Below are 20,107 nucleotides of genomic sequence, written 5' to 3'. Positions count from 1 at the left end.
TGAAAAATAAAGAATATGTGTGGATTCTCTTTTTGTGAGATAGTCTTGATCTTGAATGTCTTAAAATACAAAAGGCCGAACTTAAAAGTTCAGCCTGAGTGCTATTATAGAATTATTTAATTTCTATTATTAAGCGAGCTTATTGATATAAAGAGCCAGCTTAGATTTCAGATTATTAGCCTTGTTTTTGTGAATAACATTTGTCTTGGCTAATTTATCCAACATCTTTGTAATGCCTGGATACATTGCAACTGCTTCTGCTTTATCTGTAGTTGCACGAAGTTTTCTAACAGCGTTTCTCATGGTTTTACCATAATATCTGTTGTGAAGTCTTCTAGTCTCTTCTTGTCTGATTCTTTTCAGCGATGATTTGTGATTTGCCATCTCGACTAATCTATTTTTTAGTTCTTTATTCTTTTAACTTGTAGCCCGTGGGGGAGTCGAACCCCCCTTTCAAGAATGAAAATCTTGCGTCCTAACCGATAGACGAACGGGCCATCCTATTGTTGCATTTCTGCAGTTTGCTTTCTCGAAGCAGAGGTTGTTTCTCGATTGCGGATGCAAAGGTATGAACTTTTTTGAAACTGACAAATAATTAATAGATTTTTTTTTGATATTATGTTGCTATTTTGTTTGTTGTATAGCTATGTCTATTGAAAATCAGGGTAATATCAGTTTTTACTCTTATATTATATATTTCTCTCATTCGAAAAATATATAATAATAGATTGTACTCCTACCTTATTATATTATAACTTGTCTAAGTTAGAAGTCTTCTATCCATTGTCCTTCTTTATTTATATAGAACATTTTTTTTGATAGACTAATGCTTTTCCGTTATAAAATGAGGTAGCGTCATCATAAGTCATTGGAATAATAATCTTCCCTGTTTGGTCTATAAAACCAAATTGAAGTCCTTTGAATCCATAATATGCATTAGAATCACCGGAGCAAATCCAGGCTAGTCCTTCATGGAAATTGCCTACATCATTGTACAACTCTTGGTTAAGAATCTTTTGTTGTTCTTATTAATAAAATTCCATCTCGAATTATTCCAAATTCTATTTTGGGTAGTTTTAATAGCTACTGCTCTCATATTCTCGTGCATAGGCCGAATGTGTTGATAACGTGTCAGCTTTTTATCTTTGATAGATTTAATTTGGCTGATTTGGATTAGCTCAGCCCATTTTATTTTTAGAATTTTTGCCTTCTCTGTTTCTTTTGCACATTCATAATCATCGAGAAGATATTTATAGACTTGTGAAGCATAATATAAATCATTATTGGCTTGATTGTGAGAATAATATGCATACTCTTTAAAATGCCTATATGTTAGTTCAAATAACTTTTTCTGGAGATCAAAGCTTTCTTTGACGAGTTGATGATTTTCATACCAATGTATTAGGCGAATAAAGGGAATCTTTACTTGTTCATGATCTATATGATGTAGAAAACTCGGATAGATCTTTTGGCATATGATTTCGAGTAAGTTTCTACATTCTTGATGGTAACCCAACTTTTCATATTGGCTACTTAAATCTATTGAATCTTTCATTTTATCCTTGTTCACTACATAGTTATCAGCTATATAAAGTGACTTCTTGATGAGTAATGATGATAATAAGTTTAAGGTAGCCAATCCCTTTTGATCTTTTTTGTCATAGAAATATAGGGATGCAAGGTATATAAAGTGTTTATAGAAATTATGTAATATTTCTGGATCGATAAAGAGTTCGGTATCATCCCAATCAAATGATGCGATACATTCTTCCTAATATTTTTCCGTTTTACAAATTTCTTTAGATACATCGGAGATCTCTTCCTCTTTGAAAGATTCCTTATCACTTTCTATTTCGTTGGCATCATTAATTTCTATATCATCTATATTAAAATCTTCATCTTCTCCTTTATATTCTTCAATAGTGAATTTGGCTTCATACTTTTCTTGTATTATTAGGTTTTCAATCTGATTCCTTGTTTCTGGTATATTCATTTGGGTGGATGAACTCTTGAGAATATCGAGAAAACTAATATTTCCCATTCTATAACTATTATCTATAATGAAATTGATGAGAGGGGTCGGATTGTATTGTTTTTCTTCAAAGAATGCTACATAGTGTTTTAATGTTTTCAATATACATTTTGCAAAATCATCTGTTTTTCGTAATTCTTTTGTTAGATAGTCTTTCCAAAGCATTATTTTTTCTTGGAACTTTTGAGAATAGTCAATTTTCTGTTTATTAGTCATTAGTTCATATCGGACAAACGGGCGTATGTATTGATTAAATAAATTGAATCTTATAGAAATAGGTGTGTATTGATTGATTTCCTGATGGTCATAAAACCATAATAATTCTTGGAAGAATTGATTGAACATGTTGTTATAATCTTCTTTGTTTTGTTGCATATAAAGAATATGAATATAATTATTCCAACAATAGAAATAGGTACATTCAAAATTCGCATTGAGAAAGGTCGCTTGGTATTTTATTCTATTGATGGAAAAAATACCAGATGCTTCTTCAAGAATTCTTTTGCATTCAAGTGATTGATTGATACTGGCATAATATTCTGAATCCATTTCGCATAAAACGAAATAATTCCTCAATATGCTATCATTTCCTTCAATTAATTTTTCTTTAGGATATAAACTTAATCCCATATCAATAAGTTGGCGGGCTTGGGTGTATTGTCTGCTTTCTGAATTTCTTCTACCATCGTAAATCAAATTTTTTATGATATAAGCCAACCATTCGTTGGCTTCTTCTTTTGTATAATGAGTTATGAATTGTTCTATAAAGGCAAATGTGTCCTCAGGGTACTCTACTAATAACCAATTATTTATTATATCTTCAATGTAATCATATTCGTATCTTTGATAAATGAAATAATAGAATTGTTCGAATTCTTTATTCATTATACACTGATAAATCAATTCTTTAAGTGAATCTTTATTTTCTTCTGTTTTTTCTAATAAATAATCAAATAGCTTTTGCTGTATGTTGCGAATATATTCAGGGTCGGATTGCAACATGCTTTCCCGTAACTTATTATGTGAGAAGTTCCAGCTCTTGTAAAAGTTATTATTGATAAAGTGTCTCATCCAGCATTGAAGGTTTGCAAATTCCAGAGCATTCCAACGAGTGCCCAGCAAACATTCCATATCTTTCTCGTTGATGCCAAATCGTGATAAAGCGGATAAGACTTAGTATCTCCTGAGATAGATCTTTATTGAAGTAATGATAAGTTAATTGCAGTAATTGCTGGAATAATCCATTGACATCTGTTGGGAACCCTTTTATTGTTTTTAGCAAGAAAGCTTCAATCTTTTCATCTTCCTGTTCCAACTGTTCCCGATGTATCGCTTTAAAATCTTCTTCACCAAGCTCTAACAGAATGGATAGACACATTTGTAACCATAAAGGAGAGGAATACGAAGGAATTTCTTTCTCGTCTTTTAAAGCTAATAATTCTTCTACTAACAGTTCGGGGAATTGTTTATTGTTCTTCTTCATAACTTCTGTGATGACCATTCGTGCCTCTTGTTCTGTTGGAGAATCTATATTCATTACTTTGAATTTCATCTTTTGTACTAAGACTGGAGGAATTACTTCCGGAAGTGATGTACAAAAACAAGGAATATTATCCGGAAGAAGATGGAATCTGTTTAAAATGTGTGATGGTAGAAAACTATCTAATGAATCAATCAATATTATAGGTTGGTAACCTTTCATTTGAAGACGTACAATTAGCTGAGTAAAATACTGAGAGTTTCCCTTTTTATGGGGCATGCCTAAAACCGATTGTATGTTATTGCACCATCTTTCAAGCGTTTCCTCTATTGAAATAGAAGAGGGAGTGATGCCTGCTGAGTGTGATAAAATAACTAGTTTTTTTCTTCCTTTAATGCTTCTAGATGACGGCATAGCATACTAAACACTGCACTTTTTCCACAACCGGAAAATCCTGTCAGAATGTATCCTTTTGTTTCATTCAAAATGTCCGATGCCGAAGCTTTATGTAATAAGAATTTTTCTAATTTTTCAATCAGTTTTTGTCGTCCTTTGAAATATTTTGTTTTATCAATGATAAACGATTCCAGTGTATTTTCTTCTTGCCAAAGTGGGGAAAAAGTCATTTGATAATCAGCATCATCTATTTCTTCTTTTATTTCTCTTAGTAATGCATTATAAAGTCTATCACCGAATTCTCAAGTTGGGAGAATGTTTCCTTCTCTACATCCCAATTTACTGTATACCTCAAACAAATTGTTTTCATAATTATTAGCTATACAAGTATCTTTGATTCTTTGTTTAAGCGTTTTAAGTTTTGTTGCCTTAATCTTTTGTTGTGGGGAAGAAGAGCATTCATCTCGTAGAAGTGCTAACTTATTTTTGGGAATATTTTTGTAGGAATTTTCGGAACGGAAAAAGAATAAACTGTGTGGTAATACTTGTGAATTGCCAATGGCTCCGAATACAATTTCCATTTCGGTTACACTTTTTCCACTCGTTTCTCCAAGGAGAGACTTCTCTTCTGGCTTTAGTGTGTTTAGAATAGATGTCCAACGACTGTTGTCTGGAATCCAACCATATCTGTCGCCTATATTAATCTGATGAAAAATGGACGTGTATTTCGTATAGCATTTAAGCAGACGTGGAGAACGGTTGCTTCGCGTTGGTTCTCTTCAACGCTTCGGGTATCTACTCCCCAGCGTAAATCGGTTATTTGAAGGATGATGTTAGTGCGAGCTAATTCATGTTCTAATCTGGGCAAAACAAATTTTCGTATATAATCACGTTCCGCTTGCATATCGTTGAAAGTGCTACTTATAAAGATGGTAATGACTTTTTCGCTTTTCAGATTGTTCTTTTAATATAAATAAAGATGAAATGATAATATTTCTCTTGTTTCATTGATTAACTTTGGCAAGTTACATAAAAATATGAGATTATTTATTGAATATTATCTAATCCTACATAAACCGGACAAATTTTATTAGAGAATAAGGGCAACCAAAATTTTAATATTAACTTTGCTCACATGGTTTTATTTATAACAATGAGCTTATGCTGCAAAAAACAAGAGGAATAGTTCTACACACGCTTAAATACAATGATACTTCTATTATTGTAGATATATATACTGAGTTATCTGGAAGAGCTTCCTTTTTAGTGGCAGTGCCACGTTCGCGTAAAGCAGCGGTCAAGTCTGTATTATTCCAGCCACTGGCTTTTATTGAGTTTGAGGCTGATTATCGTCCGAATGCCACACTTTATCGTATTAAAGAAGCAAAATCTTTCTATCCTTTTTCCTCTATTCCATATGATCCGTATAAATCCTCGATGGCTCTTTTTTTGGCTGAATTTCTTTATCGTGCAGTACGGGAAGAAGCAGAGAACCGCCCGTTGTTTGCCTATTTGGAACATTCGGTTATATGGTTGGATGAGTGTAGAGATGGCTTTGCCAATTTCCATTTAGTATTTTTGATGCGTCTTTCCCGTTTTCTGGGGCTTTACCCAAATCTCGAAGATTATCATATGGGCGATTATTTCGATTTGTTGAATGCTTGTTTTATTTCTACGCGTCCTCAGTTACATTCTTTTTATATTAATCCGGAAGAAGCAGGACGGCTCCGTCAGCTGATGCGTATGAACTATGATACGATGCATCTTTTTGGTATGAACCGTACAGAGCGTATCCGTTGCCTGACAATCATAAATGATTATTATCGCTTACATCTATCGGATTTTCCGGCATTGAAATCTTTGGAAGTATTGAAGGAACTTTTTGATTAATTAGACGTGAAGAGGTATTTATTCCCGGATAGCCGGAACAGAATTTTGCAGAAATCAAAAAGGGCTATCCGAAAAATGCGGACAGCCCCATATTTTGAATGGAGAAATGCGTTTGGAGAAACTTTATCCCAGCAGTTCTTTTACCTTTGCAGAGATGGCACGACCTTCAGCGAGTCCTGCAAGTCTCTTGGAGGCAACGCCCATGACTTTACCCATATCCTTTCCATTAGTAGCACCTACTTCTGCAATGATTTCTTTCAATGCAGCTTCCAGTTCTTCGGTAGACATTTGTTTAGGTAAATAAGTTTCCATAACTGCTACTTGTGCCAATTCTACATCAGCTAAATCTTGGCGTCCTTGTCCAATGTAGATCTCAGCAGCATCTTTTCCCTGTTTTACCAGTTTCTGGATAATCTTCAAAGCTGCGTCATCTGTCAAAGTATCATTGGCTCCCGGAGCTGTTTTTGCTTCTAAGAAGTACTTCTTTATGTTTCTCAGAGTTTCTAAGGCTACTTTATCTTTCGCCCTCATTGCGTTTTTTATGTCTTCGCTGACTTTTTCAAATAAATCCATATCTTTATATAATCTAAATTACTAGAAAGTAATAACTCCGTCACTATCAGTAGCCTCTTCTGTTGCTACTTCCTCTTCGAGAGCGGCTTTTGTTTTAATTTTGGTAAGAGTTGTCTTATCCCGTTGGTAAGTAGGAGAGTCTTCCACCATAGCAATGATGTCATCATTATCTAAATCTTCGATGTTAAAGAGATAGATATGACGGCGTTTACGGAGACTCTTGCTACCAATACCATTGGCACTTTCTCCATATGCTTTGCGGATACGTTCTTTGTTCTTTTCTTTTTCTTCCTCCAGCATTAATTGACGTTCTTCTTCTTCCTGGCTTCGAGCTTCGTGCAGACTATCCATACCCGGCACATCTTCTACGCCGAATCCCGTTGCCAATACGGTGATCTTTACCTTGCCTTCCAGTGAGTTGTCCATGGCGACACCCCAGATCACTTCCACTCCTTCGCGGAATTTACTCATGAATTCATGCACTTCGTTCATTTCCTCCATCATCAACTCGGATGTTGAGCAGAAAGACACATTCAGCATTACCTTTTTAGCATTGAAGATATCATTGTTGTTCAACAATGGAGAGTGCAGTGCATCATCAATAGCTTTCGTTACGCGATTTTCTCCTTCTCCGAATCCTGTACTCATGATAGCAACTCCACCATCTTTCAGGATTGTTTTTACGTCAGCAAAGTCCAAATTGACTGTACCGCGCATGGTGATAATTTCGGCAATACTCTTAGCAGCAATAGACAAAGTATCATCAGCCTTACCAAATGCATTCATAAAGGTAAGGTCCGCATATATTTCACGTAGACGTTCGTTATTGATGACCAGCAATGCATCTACATGCTGAGCGATACGTTCTACACCATCCAACGCCTGAATAATCTTCTTTTCTCCTTCGAAGATGAATGGAATAGTAACAATACCTACCGTCAGAATATCCATTTCTTTGGCGATACGGGCAATAACCGGAGCTGCACCGGTTCCGGTACCTCCTCCCATTCCGGCTGTGATAAATACCATTTTGGTACCATCATTCAACAGAGTTTTTATATCATCAATACTTTCTTCAGCGGCATCTCGTGCCCGTTCGGGACGGTTGCCGGCACCAAGTCCTTGTGTAATGCTACGGCCCAATTGCAGTTTTACCGGAACAGGTGATTCCGCCAAAGCTTGGTTGTCCGTATTGCAAAGAACGAACGTTACGTCATGTATACCTTCCCGGTACATATGGTTTACAGCGTTACCGCCACCGCCACCTACACCGATTACTTTTATGATTTTCGGCGAGTCGGTCGGGAAATCAAATTGTACTATCTCGTCCATATCTTATTGAATTTTGAATTATTTCATATCATCATCAGAGAAGATTTCCTTTGTCAGCGAATCAATCTTTCGCTGGATCCAACTTGGACCGGCTTCCCGTTTCCGTTTTTCCTTTTCTTCTTTCTCCTTCAGTTTGCGAAGTCTCTCCTTTTCTTTAGCAGCCTCTTTAGCAGCTTGTTTGGCTTCTCTTTCTTCTTCGTCTTTCTTGATTCTTGCTAATCGGGCTTGCTCTTGCAGTTCTTTGTCGTCTTCGAACATATCCACTGTCTGGTGAATTTCCGGTTCTGCTTTAGGAGTAACAACTGGAGCTTTATAAGTAGTCTCCGTTAAACAACAGTTCTGATTACCTTCAAAGAGAAGGCCGAAGACTGTATTCAGAGAACTGTCTTTTTTTAGCATATTGTTAGAAGCATGAACTGTATTACGAGGCAATTTAGCTAATCGTATTTTTTCTATTTTGCTGCGTCTGCGTAACATTTCATCCAGATTCTTCAGGTTAGCTGCTCCACCGGTCATGATAATGCCAGCCAGCAACTTATCTTCATAGCTCGAAAGCTGGATTTGATTCCATACATTGGCTATGATTTCCTCGGCACGTGCTTCGATAATGTTATTAAGTTTACCCAGCTCAATCGTGCGGCTTTCGTCATCCAGTTTGCAGGTAGCGGGTTCTTCGTTTTCGTCTTCTTCGTATAACGCATCTCCGTATGCTTTCTTCAGACGTTCTGCTTCTTCTTCCTCCATTTGCAGGGTGCAGATATCGCGTGTGATGCTGTTTCCTCCCAATGGAAGAACAGTCAGGAAACGAAGAATATTATTTTTATAAATTGAGATGGTAGTTGTATCAGCTCCGAAGTCGATCAATGCACATCCCGAACGGCGCTCGCTTTCTGTCAATACGGCATTCGCTGTAACCAATGGTGCAATCAGTTGATCGGCAATCTCGATTTTTGCTTGTTGGAAACAATGTTCCAGGTTTTTGCGTACAGAAGAACGGGCTACTATATTAAGGAAACGACCCTCAATATGGGTTCCTACTAAGCCAATCGGATTGGCTTGTAAGTTATTACCTACTTTATATTCTTGTGGCGCTACGTCCAATATATCCATATCAACCACCGGAATAGCGATATTCTCGTCACCGATAGCGTTTACAAGTTCTTCCGATATGATGGCTTCCTCTTCCAGGTCGCGACTCACTACATTACGGACTGTGCGGAGCGATTGTCCACCAATGCCTACATATACTTTGGCGATTGAGTTATTCAATTCACCTTCCAGTCTGTTTATGATAGAAGTCAGGCTTTGTGCGGTTTTGTCAAGGTTAAAGATGACTCCCTTACGGATAAACGTTGAAGAGTCTTCTTGAGCATATGCCAAAATCTGCATGCTTCCGTCACTGTTCTTTTTTCCGGCCACACCGGTTATCTTCGATGAACCGAGTTCAATCGCGGCGATAAATTCTGTTGTTGCCATATCTTTTTATTTGTTATTATTCTCGTTTTGTACAAATAATCTGGTTACTAAACTCTAGATTGATGCGTGAATACTTGTTCCAGCCTACCTGATTAAGTCCTTTCTCATAAAATATCTTTAGGCGTGAAAGCTTATTCTCAAAATTCTCCAGTTTTCCGAGATAGACAAGGTGATCTCCTACACGTGGCACCAGTTCGACAGTGCGGTCGGACAACACATTGATTTGTTCTATCTGGGCATCCCAGAACTTATTGTTTTGCAAAAATACACCAAACTTATATAAATCCTTCATTGCGAACGACTTTTCTACATTTCCGGTGACAATTGCCCGGTGAGCGACACATTTCGCTTCCTGTGGCATGATGGTTCCTTTATTATCGAGATAGTAATTTTCACCATTGCTACTCATAACACGAAGGATAGGAATGCGTTGCGCTACTTCGACACAAACCTTTCCGCTAGGTGTCTTATAGCATTCTGCTTCTGCAATGAGCGGATGTTTACTTAGTTCGCGTTCCAACGATTTAGTGGAGATGCGTTCCAGCTTTTTCCCGATGGGATATATACCTTTGTTTTGAAGGACACCTTTCAATTCGTCTTTGGTGATAAAGCCTGCATAAGCGGTATCCTTGATCACTAACTCCACATCCCGGCAAGTCTGATCGGCAGGCTTACGGTTGAAGGCAGTTATAGCTATACCGAGGTAGGCTATAAGCACCAGCATGACAATGAACAGAAGGATTCTCTTTACCATAATTTTATTCATTAAGAATGAAGAACTTTCATTTCCAATAGTTTCTTTATTTCGGGAACATAGTTGTCAATGTCTCCGGCGCCTAAGGTAATCAATACTTCAATGTTTTTATCTTTCAGAATGTTCAGTATTTCTTCCTTTTTACACATACTTTTTTCGATACCCGGGCGGAGATTGTCATAAATCAACTTGCTGGTAACACCTGGAATAGGTGTTTCACGAGCTGGATAGATGTCTATCAAAATGACTTCGTCCAGTAAGGAAAGGCTGTCTGCAAAGTCCTTGTAGAAGTCGCGAGTACGGGTATAAAGATGTGGCTGGAAGATCGCTGTGATCTTCTTATCTTTATAAAGTTCGTGGATAGACTGTACGCTTTGCTTGATTTCAGCAGGATGATGAGCGTAGTCGCTTAGGAATGCGATCTTGTCGTTCTTTATTTTAAAGTCAAAACGACGGTCTACGCCATGGAAACTTGCCATTCCTTGTTTAATCTCTTTGTCAGTTGCTCCGTTCAAGTGGGCGAGTGCCATCGCGGCTACTCCGTTTTCGATATTGATACTAACGGGAACTCCAAGCTGGATATCGTTGATTCGCGTATCAGGAGCGACAAAGTCGATGAAGATTTCTCCGTTTCCGATGCGAATGTTTTCAGCATGGAAGTCTCCTTCGTTGCGTGAATATGTATATACATGAACCCCTGCTTGTACTTTAGGTTGCAAAGCGATTCCTTTACGGATAATCAATGCACCTCCTGGTTGAATCAGGGTTGTATAGTGTTCAAAACTCTCCAAATAAGCTTCCTCTGTTCCGTAAATATCCAAATGGTCAGGATCGGTTGCTGTGATGACTGACATATAAGGAGATAACCAATGGAATGAACGGTCGAACTCATCTGCTTCGATTACTGTGTAGGGGCTTTTCTGGGAAAGCAACAGATTAGTTCCGTAATTCTTTGAGATACCTCCGAGGAAAGCGGTACATTCTATATGTGATTGATATAGCAGGTGTGCAGCCATAGTAGAAGTAGTTGTTTTACCATGTGTACCTGCTATGCATAATCCTTTACTCGAACGGGTGATTGTTCCTAATACCTGTGCACGTTTTTGTATCTCAAATCCATTATTACGGAAATACTCCATTTCTTTGTGTTCGTGAGGAACAGCAGGAGTTAATACTACCAATGTTGTTTCTTTGTCTTTGCAACTTTCCGGAATCAGATGAACGTTTTCTTCATAATGTATTTGTGCACCTTCAATTATAAGATTCTCAGTCAATGGAGTAGGGGTACGGTCATATCCGGCTACGATTTTTCCTTTGGAAAGAAAATAACGTACGAGTGCGCTCATGCCGATACCTCCGGCACCTACGAAATAGACTGATTTTATGGATTCAATATTCATTGTTTTCACTGTTTTATTTTATGATATCAGGTATGGATTACAGAGATTCTTCTGCTAGCTTTATCACTTCCTGTGCAATGATTCTTGCAGAATCAGGCAAAGCCAGTTTGGAGATATTTTCACTCAACTCTTTTAATTTACGATCATCGCTCACAGTTGCTAAAGCTATATCCAGCAACGTATTTTCTGCTTCGCTATCTTTTACATAGATTGCAGCCTGCTTGTTTACAAGAGCCAGTGCATTTTTAGTTTGATGATCCTCTGCAACATTGGGGGAAGGAACTAAGACAACAGGCTTGTTCAATAGGCAAAATTCAGAAATAGAGCCGGCTCCTGCACGTGAAATGACCAAATCGGCAGCAGCATATGCAGCAGCCATGTCCTTGATGAAATCGGTTACAAATAAATTTGGCTGTTCTTCTGTAGCCTTTATGGCTTCCATGACTTGCGAATGATAGAACTTTCCGGTTTGCCAGATAAATTGTACATCACTATTAGCCTTGATTACAGATAATCCGGCTATCAATGAATTATTAATAGTACGAGCTCCTAAACTACCTCCTAAAATTAATACTGTCTTCTTACCGGATTGCAGATGAAATGAACGGAGTGCTTCGTCTTTGGAAGGCATATCCTTTGTCAGATTCTGGCGAACCGGATTTCCTGTCATAATGATTTTATCGGCAGGGAAAAACTTCTCCATTCCTTCATACGCTACACATATCTTTCTGGCTTTCTGTGCCAATAACTTATTAGTTACCCCTGCATAAGAGTTCTGTTCCTGGATTAAAGTAGGAACTCCCATCATCCCCGCTGTCTTTAATGTAGGACCGCTGGCATAACCTCCTACACCTACCGCTACTTGCGGACGGAAGTTTTTGATGATACGACGTGCTTTCCATTGACTACGTACCAACTTCATGAGTACAGCTACATTTTTCCATAAATGTTTGCGATCGAATCCAGCGATTGGAAGCCCGATTATCTTATAACCTGCATCGGGAACCCGTTGCATTTCCATTCGTCCTTCGGCACCTACAAAAAGTATTTTTGCATCCGGACGTAATTCGATTATTGCGTTGGCAATGGATACAGCCGGGAAAATATGACCTCCCGTTCCTCCACCACTGATAATAATTCTAAGTTCTTTTTCCATACTAATCCTTTCTTCTTTCCTGTTCATCCTTCATCGTTTCTTTTATTGCTGATCTATCAGCTTTTATGACTGTCCTGTTCATCTTCGAATTTAGCATCGCTATTCAGAATCTGTGCAGTCGGTTCGGCAGCTGTCTGTGCTTCCGAATCAGAGGTACCAGCTGCTATTTGCATCTGAATCTGCGCATCGTGTGCTTTTTGTTCTTCCAAATGGGCAGTATATCGGCTGACGCTTAATATCATTCCGATATAAGCGCAATTAATTAATGTACTTGTACCTCCTTTACTTATCAGGGGTAGAGGTTGTCCTGTCACAGGAAACAAACCGACAGCAACCATCATATTTAATATCGCTTGTGATACTAGCAATAAGGCAATTCCCATTACAAGAAAGGCAGGAAAAGTCCGTTCACATTTTTGTGCGATTCTTCCTGCACGCATTAACAGACAGAGATATAAGAATACGACAAATGCTCCTCCTATCAGTCCCATCTCTTCGATAACAATGGCAAAGATAAAGTCAGAGAATGCTTGGCTAAGGAAGTCGCGTTGAATCGAGTTTCCCGGTCCTTTACCGACTACATGACTTGTTGCAATAGCGATGCGTGCATGTGCGATCTGTGCATCTTTGTCAATATCAAATTTTGCAGCAGGTACCTCTTCTTTGTCAAAGAAACCTTTGATACGGTTTTGCCAGGTTTCCAGACGATGGAGTCCGGGAGTATTGTGCAATGTTTTTGCAGGAATAGCAATCACTGTTCCTACGCCAAGCCCTACTACGAGTATAAGTCCTCCCATCAACATTAGTAATTTTTTGGAGGATACTCTCCCGATGAACATCATCATGAATACCACTCCGAACAATAGCATAGCTGTTGAAAGGTTTTCCGGTGCGATCAATATAAGCACCAGTCCGGTGATAATCATGATATATTTAAAGGCTTTCGGATTGGCTCCTTCATCATCCTGTTTCTTGGACAAAATGAATGAGACGGCAATGATAACCGCCATTTTTGCCAACTCTGAAGGCTGGAATTGTAGTCCCATGAAAGTCATCCAACGAGCAGCTCCATTGACACGGTCTCCTGTAATGATACCCATCAGCGTGACAAATGCCAATAAGATCAGGGAAAGCGGGTATAGGAAAACAGGAAATACCTGGAACCATTTATAAGGCACATTGTGTAGAAATACCACTACTACAGCGCCTACCATCAGAATGATAGAGTGTTGTGTAATAGGTCCCCAATGGTCACCGCTTTTATAGGTTAGCGTTGAAGCTGCCGAAAACACCTCGATAATCGAGATGAGGCAGAGACAGAGGAAGATAATCCAGATTACCTTGTCACCTTTGAATATGTTCTTTAATAAATCCATCTTTTTAATTGAGAATTAAAAATTAAAAATAGGTAATTAAAGGGCGAGGACGTACTTCTTAAATTGATCGCCGCGATCTTCGTAACTCTTAAAGAGGTCGAATGAAGCGCAACAAGGACTTAATAATACGGTTTCGCCTTTTTGAGCTAGTTTGTAGGCAGCTTCTACTGCATCTTTCATTCCCGTTTGTACGTCAGCCACTGGAAGACCAAAACGGTCGAAGAAATCATGCAACTTTTCGTTATGAAGTCCTAGGTATACCAATGCCGAGCATTTTTCACGTACCAAGTCTTCTATCTCGGTGTAATCATTGCCTTTGTCTTTTCCACCGAGAATCAATACCACTTTGGTAGTCATGCTTTGCAAGGCGTACCAGCAGGAATTGACATTTGTTGCTTTAGAGTCATTGATGAAATCGATTCCACGTACACGTGCTACTTTTTCCAAACGGTGTTCCACTCCTTTGAAATCGGAAAGTGCTTTCCGAATATTCTCTTTAGTGATACCGGCTAAGTTGGCAGAGATTCCTGCTGCTAAAGAGTTATATAAGTTATGTTGTCCGGTCAGAGCCAATTCTTCTTGTTCCATGTTGAAGGTGATCGGTTCTGTTATCTTTACTTCCTTGTCCTCTACGTATGCGATAGCTCCTTCTTCTTTTACAGCTGCAAAAGGGTACAAGTGAGCCTTTAAACCATGTTTCGCAAGCTCCCGTTTGATAATGGGGTCGTCATTCCAGAAGATGAATGCATCGTCTGGCGTCTGATTCTGAGTGATACGGAATTTTGCATCAATGTAATTCTGCATACAATGGTCGTAACGGTCCAGATGATCAGGTGTAATATTCATTAATACGGCGATGTTCGCACGAAAATTATACATGTTATCCAGCTGGAATGAACTCAATTCGATGATGTAATAATCATGATGATCTTCAGCAACCTGCAAAGCAAGACTTTTTCCGATATTACCGGCTAACCCTACGTTTACTCCTGCACTTTTGAAAATATGGTAGATCAGGGAAGTAGTTGTAGTCTTTCCGTTAGATCCTGTGATACAAATCATCTTTGCATCTGTATAACGTCCGGCAAATTCTATTTCGGAGATCACTGGCGTACCTTGAGCTTTCAATTTCAAGATGATAGGCGCATCATTCGGTATGCCGGGACTTTTAATCACCTCGTCAGCATTCAGAATAAGTTCTTCTGTGTGGTGTCCTTCTTCCCAGGCAATTTGATGGCTGTCCAGCAGTTCCTTATAATTGTCTTTAATAGCGGACATATCCGAAACAAATGTATCGAATCCCTTGGTCTTGGTAAGAACGGCTGCACCAGCTCCGCTTTCACCAGCTCCTAGAATTACAATTCTCGACTTCTTTTCAGCTCTTTCCGAAGAAGAGGAAGCAAAGTTAACTTTGCTACTGTTTTCTGTATTCATATATATAGGATAAAAGAGTATTGGTTATAGTAACTGAATACTCAGTCTTGCTGCAAGTTTTGGTTTGTATTAGTAACAGGTATGAGTACTTGCGGCTTATACCTCATACTTGCTACTTTTATATGTTATCTAATCTTCAATGTTATGATAGTGATCGCTGCCAATACGATGGTTACAATCCAGAAACGAACGGTAATCTTTGATTCATGGAACAACTGTTCCGGTTTGGTAAACATCACTGTACATCCGGGTTCTACCAGACTCATGGAAGTACGGAAATGATCATGAATCGGTGCACGTTTGAACAATCGTTGCTTTACTCCTTTCCGTTTTCCTATCTTGTAGTAGAAACGTTGCAGGATCACTGACAGATTCTCTACCAGGAATACACCACATAGGATTGGAATCAGTAATTCTTTATGAATAATGATAGCAAATACGGCAATGATTCCCCCAATAGTCAAACTACCTGTGTCTCCCATAAAAACTTGTGCAGGGTAGGCATTGTACCATAAAAAACCAATTAATGCACCAATGAAGGCACAAATAAAGATTACTAGTTCTTCCGATCCCGGAATATACATGATATTCAAATAACCGGCAAATTCAATATGGGATGATACATAGGCTAAAATACCTAACGTGATACCAATAATCGCGGAATTTCCTGCTGCCATTCCATCCATTCCGTCATTTAGATTGGCCCCGTTTGATACAGCGGTAACAACAAAGATTGTGATGATGACAAACAATACCCATCCGGCTGCTTGTGCATGGTCACCCATAAAGGCAACGATATCTGCATAATCGAGGTTGTTGCTTTTAAAGAAAGGAATAGTGGTTTGAGTCGATTTTAGGTCATTGGTTCCATGTATTACTTCCATTTCTTGTCCAGGCTTATGTACTTCGATGTTTTCCCGGATTACCACATCCGGACTCAAGTATAATGTGAGTCCTACAATTAATCCTAAACCTACTTGGCCGATAATTTTAAACTTTCCATGTAGACCTTCTTTGTCTTTTTTGAATATCTTGATATAATCATCTGCAAATCCGAGTGATCCCAACCATACGGTAGTAATCAACATTAATATCATATATATATTGTGTAGTTTACCTAATAACAGACATGGGATAAGAATAGCTACGATAATGATGACACCTCCCATACTCGGTACACCTACTTTATTGACACCGAACGGGTCAATTTTTGCATCGCGTTGGGTCTCTGTAATCTGCTTTTTCTTAAGTAGATTAATGAATCTGTCTCCCCAGATACTTGAAATAAGTAATGCAAGGATGACTGCCATCAAAGCTCGGAATGAGGTGTATCCAAACATTCCTGCTCCGGGAAAATTAAGCTTATGTAGCCATTCAAACAGATAGTATAACATAATATTTATCAGTTTATCAATGTGTCATTATGCCTGTTCTTTACGAATTATCGGCAGAATGATTCATTATTTAAAAATCTCTTTCAATACCTCTTTATCATCGAAATGATGTTTTACTCCTTTTATCTCCTGATAATTCTCGTGCCCTTTTCCGGCAACCAGGATTACATCTCCTTTCTCTGCAAACATACAGGCTGTACGAATTGCCTCTTTACGGTCTGCGATACTAAGGGTTTTCTTTAAATCATCTGTATCTAGTCCGGCAAGCATATCATTGATGATGTCTTGTGGTTCTTCAAAACGCGGGTTATCGGATGTGATAATAACTCGGTCGCTGGCTTTGGCTGCTTCTTTGGCCATGATGGGGCGTTTGCCTTTATCACGGTTACCACCAGCGCCTACCACAGTAATCACTTTTCCCTTACCTTCAAGAACTCCATGAATTGCATTCAATACATTGATAAGTGCATCCGGAGTATGTGCATAGTCTACGATTGCAGTAAATCCTTTCGGAGAACGAACTGCATCGAAACGTCCGGTTACCGGGTGCAAAGTACTGAGAGCCAATAATACATCTTCTTCTTTCTTTCCTAATAATACCGCAGCTCCAAATACAGCTAAAAGATTGGAAGCATTGAATTTGCCTATGAATTGAACAGCTAACTCGTGGTTATTAAAATCGAGCAGCATTCCTTCGAAATGTGATTCGAGTACCCGTCCTTTGAAGTCACTGAGGCTTCTTAATGAATAGGTATATACTTTGGAACGTGTATTCTGTGTCATCACTAATCCGTTCTTATCGTCCAGATTAGTCAGACTAAAGGCATTTTGGGGTAATTCATCAAAGAACTTCTTTTTGGCTTTCAGATAATTTTCCACTGTTTTATGATAATCCAAGTGGTCGCGAGTCAGATTGGTGAAAATACCTCCTGCAAATTTTAATCCGCTAATGCGTTTTTGTGCAATAGAATGTGAACTGACTTCCATGAAAGCATATTTGCATCCTGCATCTGCCATTCGTCCTAACAACTGATTTAGTGTAATAGGATCAGGGGTAGTATGCTCAGTTGGAACAGGTTCATCATTAATATAATTACATACAGTAGAGATTAGTCCAACTTTATATCCGAAGTAACGGAATGTATCATATAATAAGGTGGCAATCGTAGTCTTCCCATTTGTTCCGGTGACACCTACCAGTTCCAATTTGGAGGTTGGATTCCCATAAAAAGTTGTGGCAATCTTTCCTACTGCATCTTCACTGTCTTTCACCTGGATATATGTAATTCCTGCTTTTGGCTCTTCCGGCATATCTTCACAAAGGATTGCTACCGCTCCTTTTTCGATAGCAGTAGGTATATAGGTATGACCGTCGGTCTGTGTACCACGCATAGCCATGAATAAATGTCCTTTTTCCACCAGACGGGAGTCAATGTTGATCCCGGTGATTTCAATTTCTGAATCTCCGGATATCTGTATTGGTTGTATTGCTTTCAGTAACTCCTTTAATAACATAACTTTATTTGGTTCTTCTTTTTTCATTTTTAATTCCTCATTTCCAATGTAATTGTCTGCCCTTTTTTCGCTACGGTTCCGTTTGCTATAGATTGGCTTCTTACTTTACCGACACCCACCAGACGAACCTTCAGTCCTTTGCTTTCAAGTAGGTAGACCGCATCTTTTGCTCCCATGCCGATAACGCTGGGTACAAAATTCTGCATATTACTCCGGCTTTCCAAAACCACAGCTTTGGGTGCTGCATGACTACTTCCCCATACTTCCTTACCAGAAGAAGAGATTTCACCTTGTGTTTTGATATTCAACTCGTCCAAAACCCGTTTTGCAGATCGCATTTCTCCTGCTTTGACGTTGGGGATTACGACACTGTTTGTATCAATCGCACTTGTAAGCGGCAGTCGCAGGTCTTTAGCATAAACTCTTTCTGCTATTTTGCTGAATACGCTACCTGCCATTAAACCTCCCGAAGCTGGTAGCCCAGGTTTTTGTATGGAAACAATCATACTATATTTCGGTGTTTCCGAAGGAAAATATCCGCAAAAACTAACCAGGTAATTTGTTATTCCGGTTTTGTATCCTGCTGTTCCTTGAGAAATTTGAGCTGTTCCGGTCTTTCCCGATACATGGAATTGCTTGCTGCCAGCTGGTTTAGCAAGTCCTTCACTGACTACTTTTCGCAAAATCTCTTGGATTTGCGCTAATGTTTTATCCGAACAAATTTTAGGATTAATGACTTCTGTGGGGAACTCTTGTACTATTTCTCCATCTTTCATGGCTGCTTTTACAAACTTCGGGCGTATAGATACGCCATCATTGGCAATCGCATTATAGAAAGTCAAGATATTTATAGGCGGTACCTGTGTCTCATAACCGATACTCATCCATGGTAAAGTGGTTTTTGAAAAATAACGTTCTTTCGGTCCACGAATATTTGGCTTTCCTTCTCCGGAAATTTGTAAATGAAGAGTCTGGTCGATGCTCATTCGTTTTAATCCATCAACAAATTTTTGTGGATTTTTGTTATAAAAGTTGTCGATAATGCTAGATGTCCCAACATTGGAAGACACTCCTAAAATCTCTGTGACAGTTAGCTTTCCGTATCCTCCGCGATGCCAGTTATGGTCTTTCATAACACGTCCATGCATGGGCTTTTGTCCATTACCGGTATCGACAATGTAGTCAGGAGTGATATAGCCATCTTCTAATGCTACCATGATGGAAGCTGTTTTGAAGGTAGATCCTGGTTCTAACATATCACTTATAGCGTTGTTACGCATTTCATAATATTCACCATCTTTTCCTTTCATCATATTGACGATAGCTTTTACTTCTCCAGTAGCAACCTCCATTAAAACAACAACACCTACACTGGCATTTATTTCTTTCAGTTTGTCTACTAGTGCTTTTTCACAGATATCCTGCATACCTACATCAATGGTAGTAATCAAGTCACAGCCATCTACTGGAGGAATATCTACAATATTCAGATATTTATTCATCACTTTCTGGCGATGAGTCAATCCGTCGCGTCCTTTCAGGATAGTGTCGTAAGCAAGTTCGATTCCATTTTTAGCTCCTTGTGCAGTATCGGCAAAGACATCACCTAAAGTACGTGCAGCCAATGAACCGAATGGTTTTTTGCGTTGGTTGAATGCCAGTCCTTTGAATCCGCCTTTGTAGGGATTCAAACGAAAGACGGGCAAACGTTTCACCTCTTTATATTGTATATATGAAATACGCTTCGGATAGATCAGGTAATTACGACTTTTTGCCTGACGTCCTTTTTTGAGATGCGCTTTAAATTCTGCTGCACTTTTATCCGGAAATATTTGGTGGAGTCCTTTACAGATAGAATCCATGTTTACTTTGAGAATAGAATCACGACGTGCCTGATCT

General features: G+C 38.7%; 20 protein-coding genes and 1 tRNA gene. 1 reads left to right on the top strand and 20 read right to left on the bottom strand.

All coding sequences use genetic code 11. The features are described from left to right. Positions 1-129: 129 nt before the first annotated feature. The 9 genes from rpsT to EJF25_RS26415 form a co-directional block, all read right to left on the bottom strand. Positions 130-384, bottom strand: a complete 255-nt coding sequence (rpsT, locus tag EJF25_RS00105; RefSeq protein WP_077152561.1) for a 30S ribosomal protein S20 — start codon at positions 382-384, stop codon at positions 130-132. A 41-nt stretch (positions 385-425) separates the two neighbouring features. Beyond that, positions 426-497 (bottom strand) — tRNA-Glu (locus EJF25_RS00100). Between the two features lie 300 nt (positions 498-797). Beyond that, on the bottom strand, positions 798-998 hold the full coding sequence (locus EJF25_RS26420; RefSeq protein ID WP_160119347.1) for a WG repeat-containing protein: 201 nt from the start codon (positions 996-998) through the stop codon (positions 798-800). After that, positions 983-1,555 (bottom strand): hypothetical protein, encoded by a 573-nt coding sequence (locus tag EJF25_RS00090; RefSeq protein ID WP_125039512.1) that lies wholly within the window; start codon positions 1,553-1,555, stop codon positions 983-985. The genes EJF25_RS26420 and EJF25_RS00090 overlap by 16 nt, the downstream gene beginning before the upstream one ends. A 216-nt stretch (positions 1,556-1,771) precedes the next feature. Further along, entirely contained in the window at positions 1,772-3,163 is a 1,392-nt protein-coding gene (locus EJF25_RS00085; protein WP_125039511.1) for a hypothetical protein, read from the bottom strand. Further along, positions 3,084-3,791, bottom strand: a complete 708-nt coding sequence (locus EJF25_RS00080) for a hypothetical protein (protein WP_125039510.1) — start codon at positions 3,789-3,791, stop codon at positions 3,084-3,086. The genes EJF25_RS00085 and EJF25_RS00080 overlap by 80 nt, the downstream gene beginning before the upstream one ends. A 95-nt stretch (positions 3,792-3,886) precedes the next feature. Beyond that, a complete protein-coding gene (locus tag EJF25_RS00075) occupies positions 3,887-4,138 on the bottom strand; it encodes a P-loop NTPase family protein (protein ID WP_125039509.1) in 252 nt (83 codons plus the stop codon). Positions 4,139-4,210: 72 nt separating this feature from the next. After that, positions 4,211-4,489, bottom strand: a complete 279-nt coding sequence (locus tag EJF25_RS00070; RefSeq protein WP_125039508.1) for a hypothetical protein — start codon at positions 4,487-4,489, stop codon at positions 4,211-4,213. A gap of 113 nt (positions 4,490-4,602) precedes the next feature. Then, positions 4,603-4,833, bottom strand: coding sequence for a DUF4062 domain-containing protein (locus EJF25_RS26415; protein ID WP_370685682.1), 231 nt, complete (start codon positions 4,831-4,833; stop codon positions 4,603-4,605). A 236-nt stretch (positions 4,834-5,069) separates the two neighbouring features. Here EJF25_RS26415 and recO point away from each other — a divergent pair, with 236 nt between their 5' ends. Next, positions 5,070-5,798 (top strand): DNA repair protein RecO, encoded by a 729-nt coding sequence (recO, locus tag EJF25_RS00060; protein ID WP_125039506.1) that lies wholly within the window; start codon positions 5,070-5,072, stop codon positions 5,796-5,798. 123 nt (positions 5,799-5,921) lie between these two features. Here recO and EJF25_RS00055 read toward each other — a convergent pair whose 3' ends face one another. The 11 genes from EJF25_RS00055 to EJF25_RS00005 all read right to left on the bottom strand — a co-directional run. After that, the gene (locus EJF25_RS00055) at positions 5,922-6,371 is read right to left on the bottom strand and encodes a GatB/YqeY domain-containing protein (RefSeq protein WP_125039505.1); all 450 of its coding nucleotides are present in this window, start codon (positions 6,369-6,371) and stop codon (positions 5,922-5,924) included. Between the two features lie 21 nt (positions 6,372-6,392). Continuing rightward, entirely contained in the window at positions 6,393-7,703 is a 1,311-nt protein-coding gene (gene ftsZ / locus EJF25_RS00050; protein WP_125039504.1) for a cell division protein FtsZ, read from the bottom strand. 18 nt (positions 7,704-7,721) lie between these two features. After that, positions 7,722-9,179, bottom strand: a complete 1,458-nt coding sequence (gene ftsA / locus EJF25_RS00045; RefSeq protein WP_125039503.1) for a cell division protein FtsA — start codon at positions 9,177-9,179, stop codon at positions 7,722-7,724. Between the two features lie 16 nt (positions 9,180-9,195). Next, positions 9,196-9,933 carry a cell division protein FtsQ/DivIB gene (locus EJF25_RS00040; RefSeq protein WP_125039502.1) on the bottom strand — a complete coding sequence of 246 codons (738 nt, stop codon included), beginning with the start codon at positions 9,931-9,933 and terminating at the stop codon, positions 9,196-9,198. A gap of 11 nt (positions 9,934-9,944) precedes the next feature. Then, the gene (gene murC, locus EJF25_RS00035; protein ID WP_125039501.1) at positions 9,945-11,333 is read right to left on the bottom strand and encodes a UDP-N-acetylmuramate--L-alanine ligase; all 1,389 of its coding nucleotides are present in this window, start codon (positions 11,331-11,333) and stop codon (positions 9,945-9,947) included. A 37-nt stretch (positions 11,334-11,370) separates the two neighbouring features. After that, positions 11,371-12,489 carry an undecaprenyldiphospho-muramoylpentapeptide beta-N-acetylglucosaminyltransferase gene (gene murG, locus EJF25_RS00030; RefSeq protein ID WP_125039500.1) on the bottom strand — a complete coding sequence of 373 codons (1,119 nt, stop codon included), beginning with the start codon at positions 12,487-12,489 and terminating at the stop codon, positions 11,371-11,373. A gap of 56 nt (positions 12,490-12,545) precedes the next feature. Then, entirely contained in the window at positions 12,546-13,865 is a 1,320-nt protein-coding gene (locus tag EJF25_RS00025; RefSeq protein ID WP_125039499.1) for an FtsW/RodA/SpoVE family cell cycle protein, read from the bottom strand. 36 nt (positions 13,866-13,901) lie between these two features. Beyond that, on the bottom strand, positions 13,902-15,299 hold the full coding sequence (gene murD / locus EJF25_RS00020; protein WP_235016654.1) for a UDP-N-acetylmuramoyl-L-alanine--D-glutamate ligase: 1,398 nt from the start codon (positions 15,297-15,299) through the stop codon (positions 13,902-13,904). Positions 15,300-15,424: 125 nt separating this feature from the next. Continuing rightward, complete coding sequence (mraY, locus tag EJF25_RS00015) at positions 15,425-16,693, bottom strand: phospho-N-acetylmuramoyl-pentapeptide-transferase (protein ID WP_125039498.1); 1,269 nt, start codon at positions 16,691-16,693, stop codon at positions 15,425-15,427. 66 nt (positions 16,694-16,759) lie between these two features. Beyond that, positions 16,760-18,208 (bottom strand): UDP-N-acetylmuramoyl-L-alanyl-D-glutamate--2,6-diaminopimelate ligase, encoded by a 1,449-nt coding sequence (locus EJF25_RS00010; RefSeq protein ID WP_125039892.1) that lies wholly within the window; start codon positions 18,206-18,208, stop codon positions 16,760-16,762. 29 nt (positions 18,209-18,237) lie between these two features. Then, the coding region (locus tag EJF25_RS00005) for a PASTA domain-containing penicillin-binding protein (protein WP_125039497.1) at positions 18,238-20,107 on the bottom strand (1,870 nt) is incomplete at its 5' end.

The sequence above is a fragment of the Bacteroides faecalis genome (assembly GCF_003865075.1).
GTDB lineage: Bacteria > Bacteroidota > Bacteroidia > Bacteroidales > Bacteroidaceae > Bacteroides > Bacteroides faecalis.
This window is presented reverse-complemented; position numbering and strand designations above follow the sequence as displayed.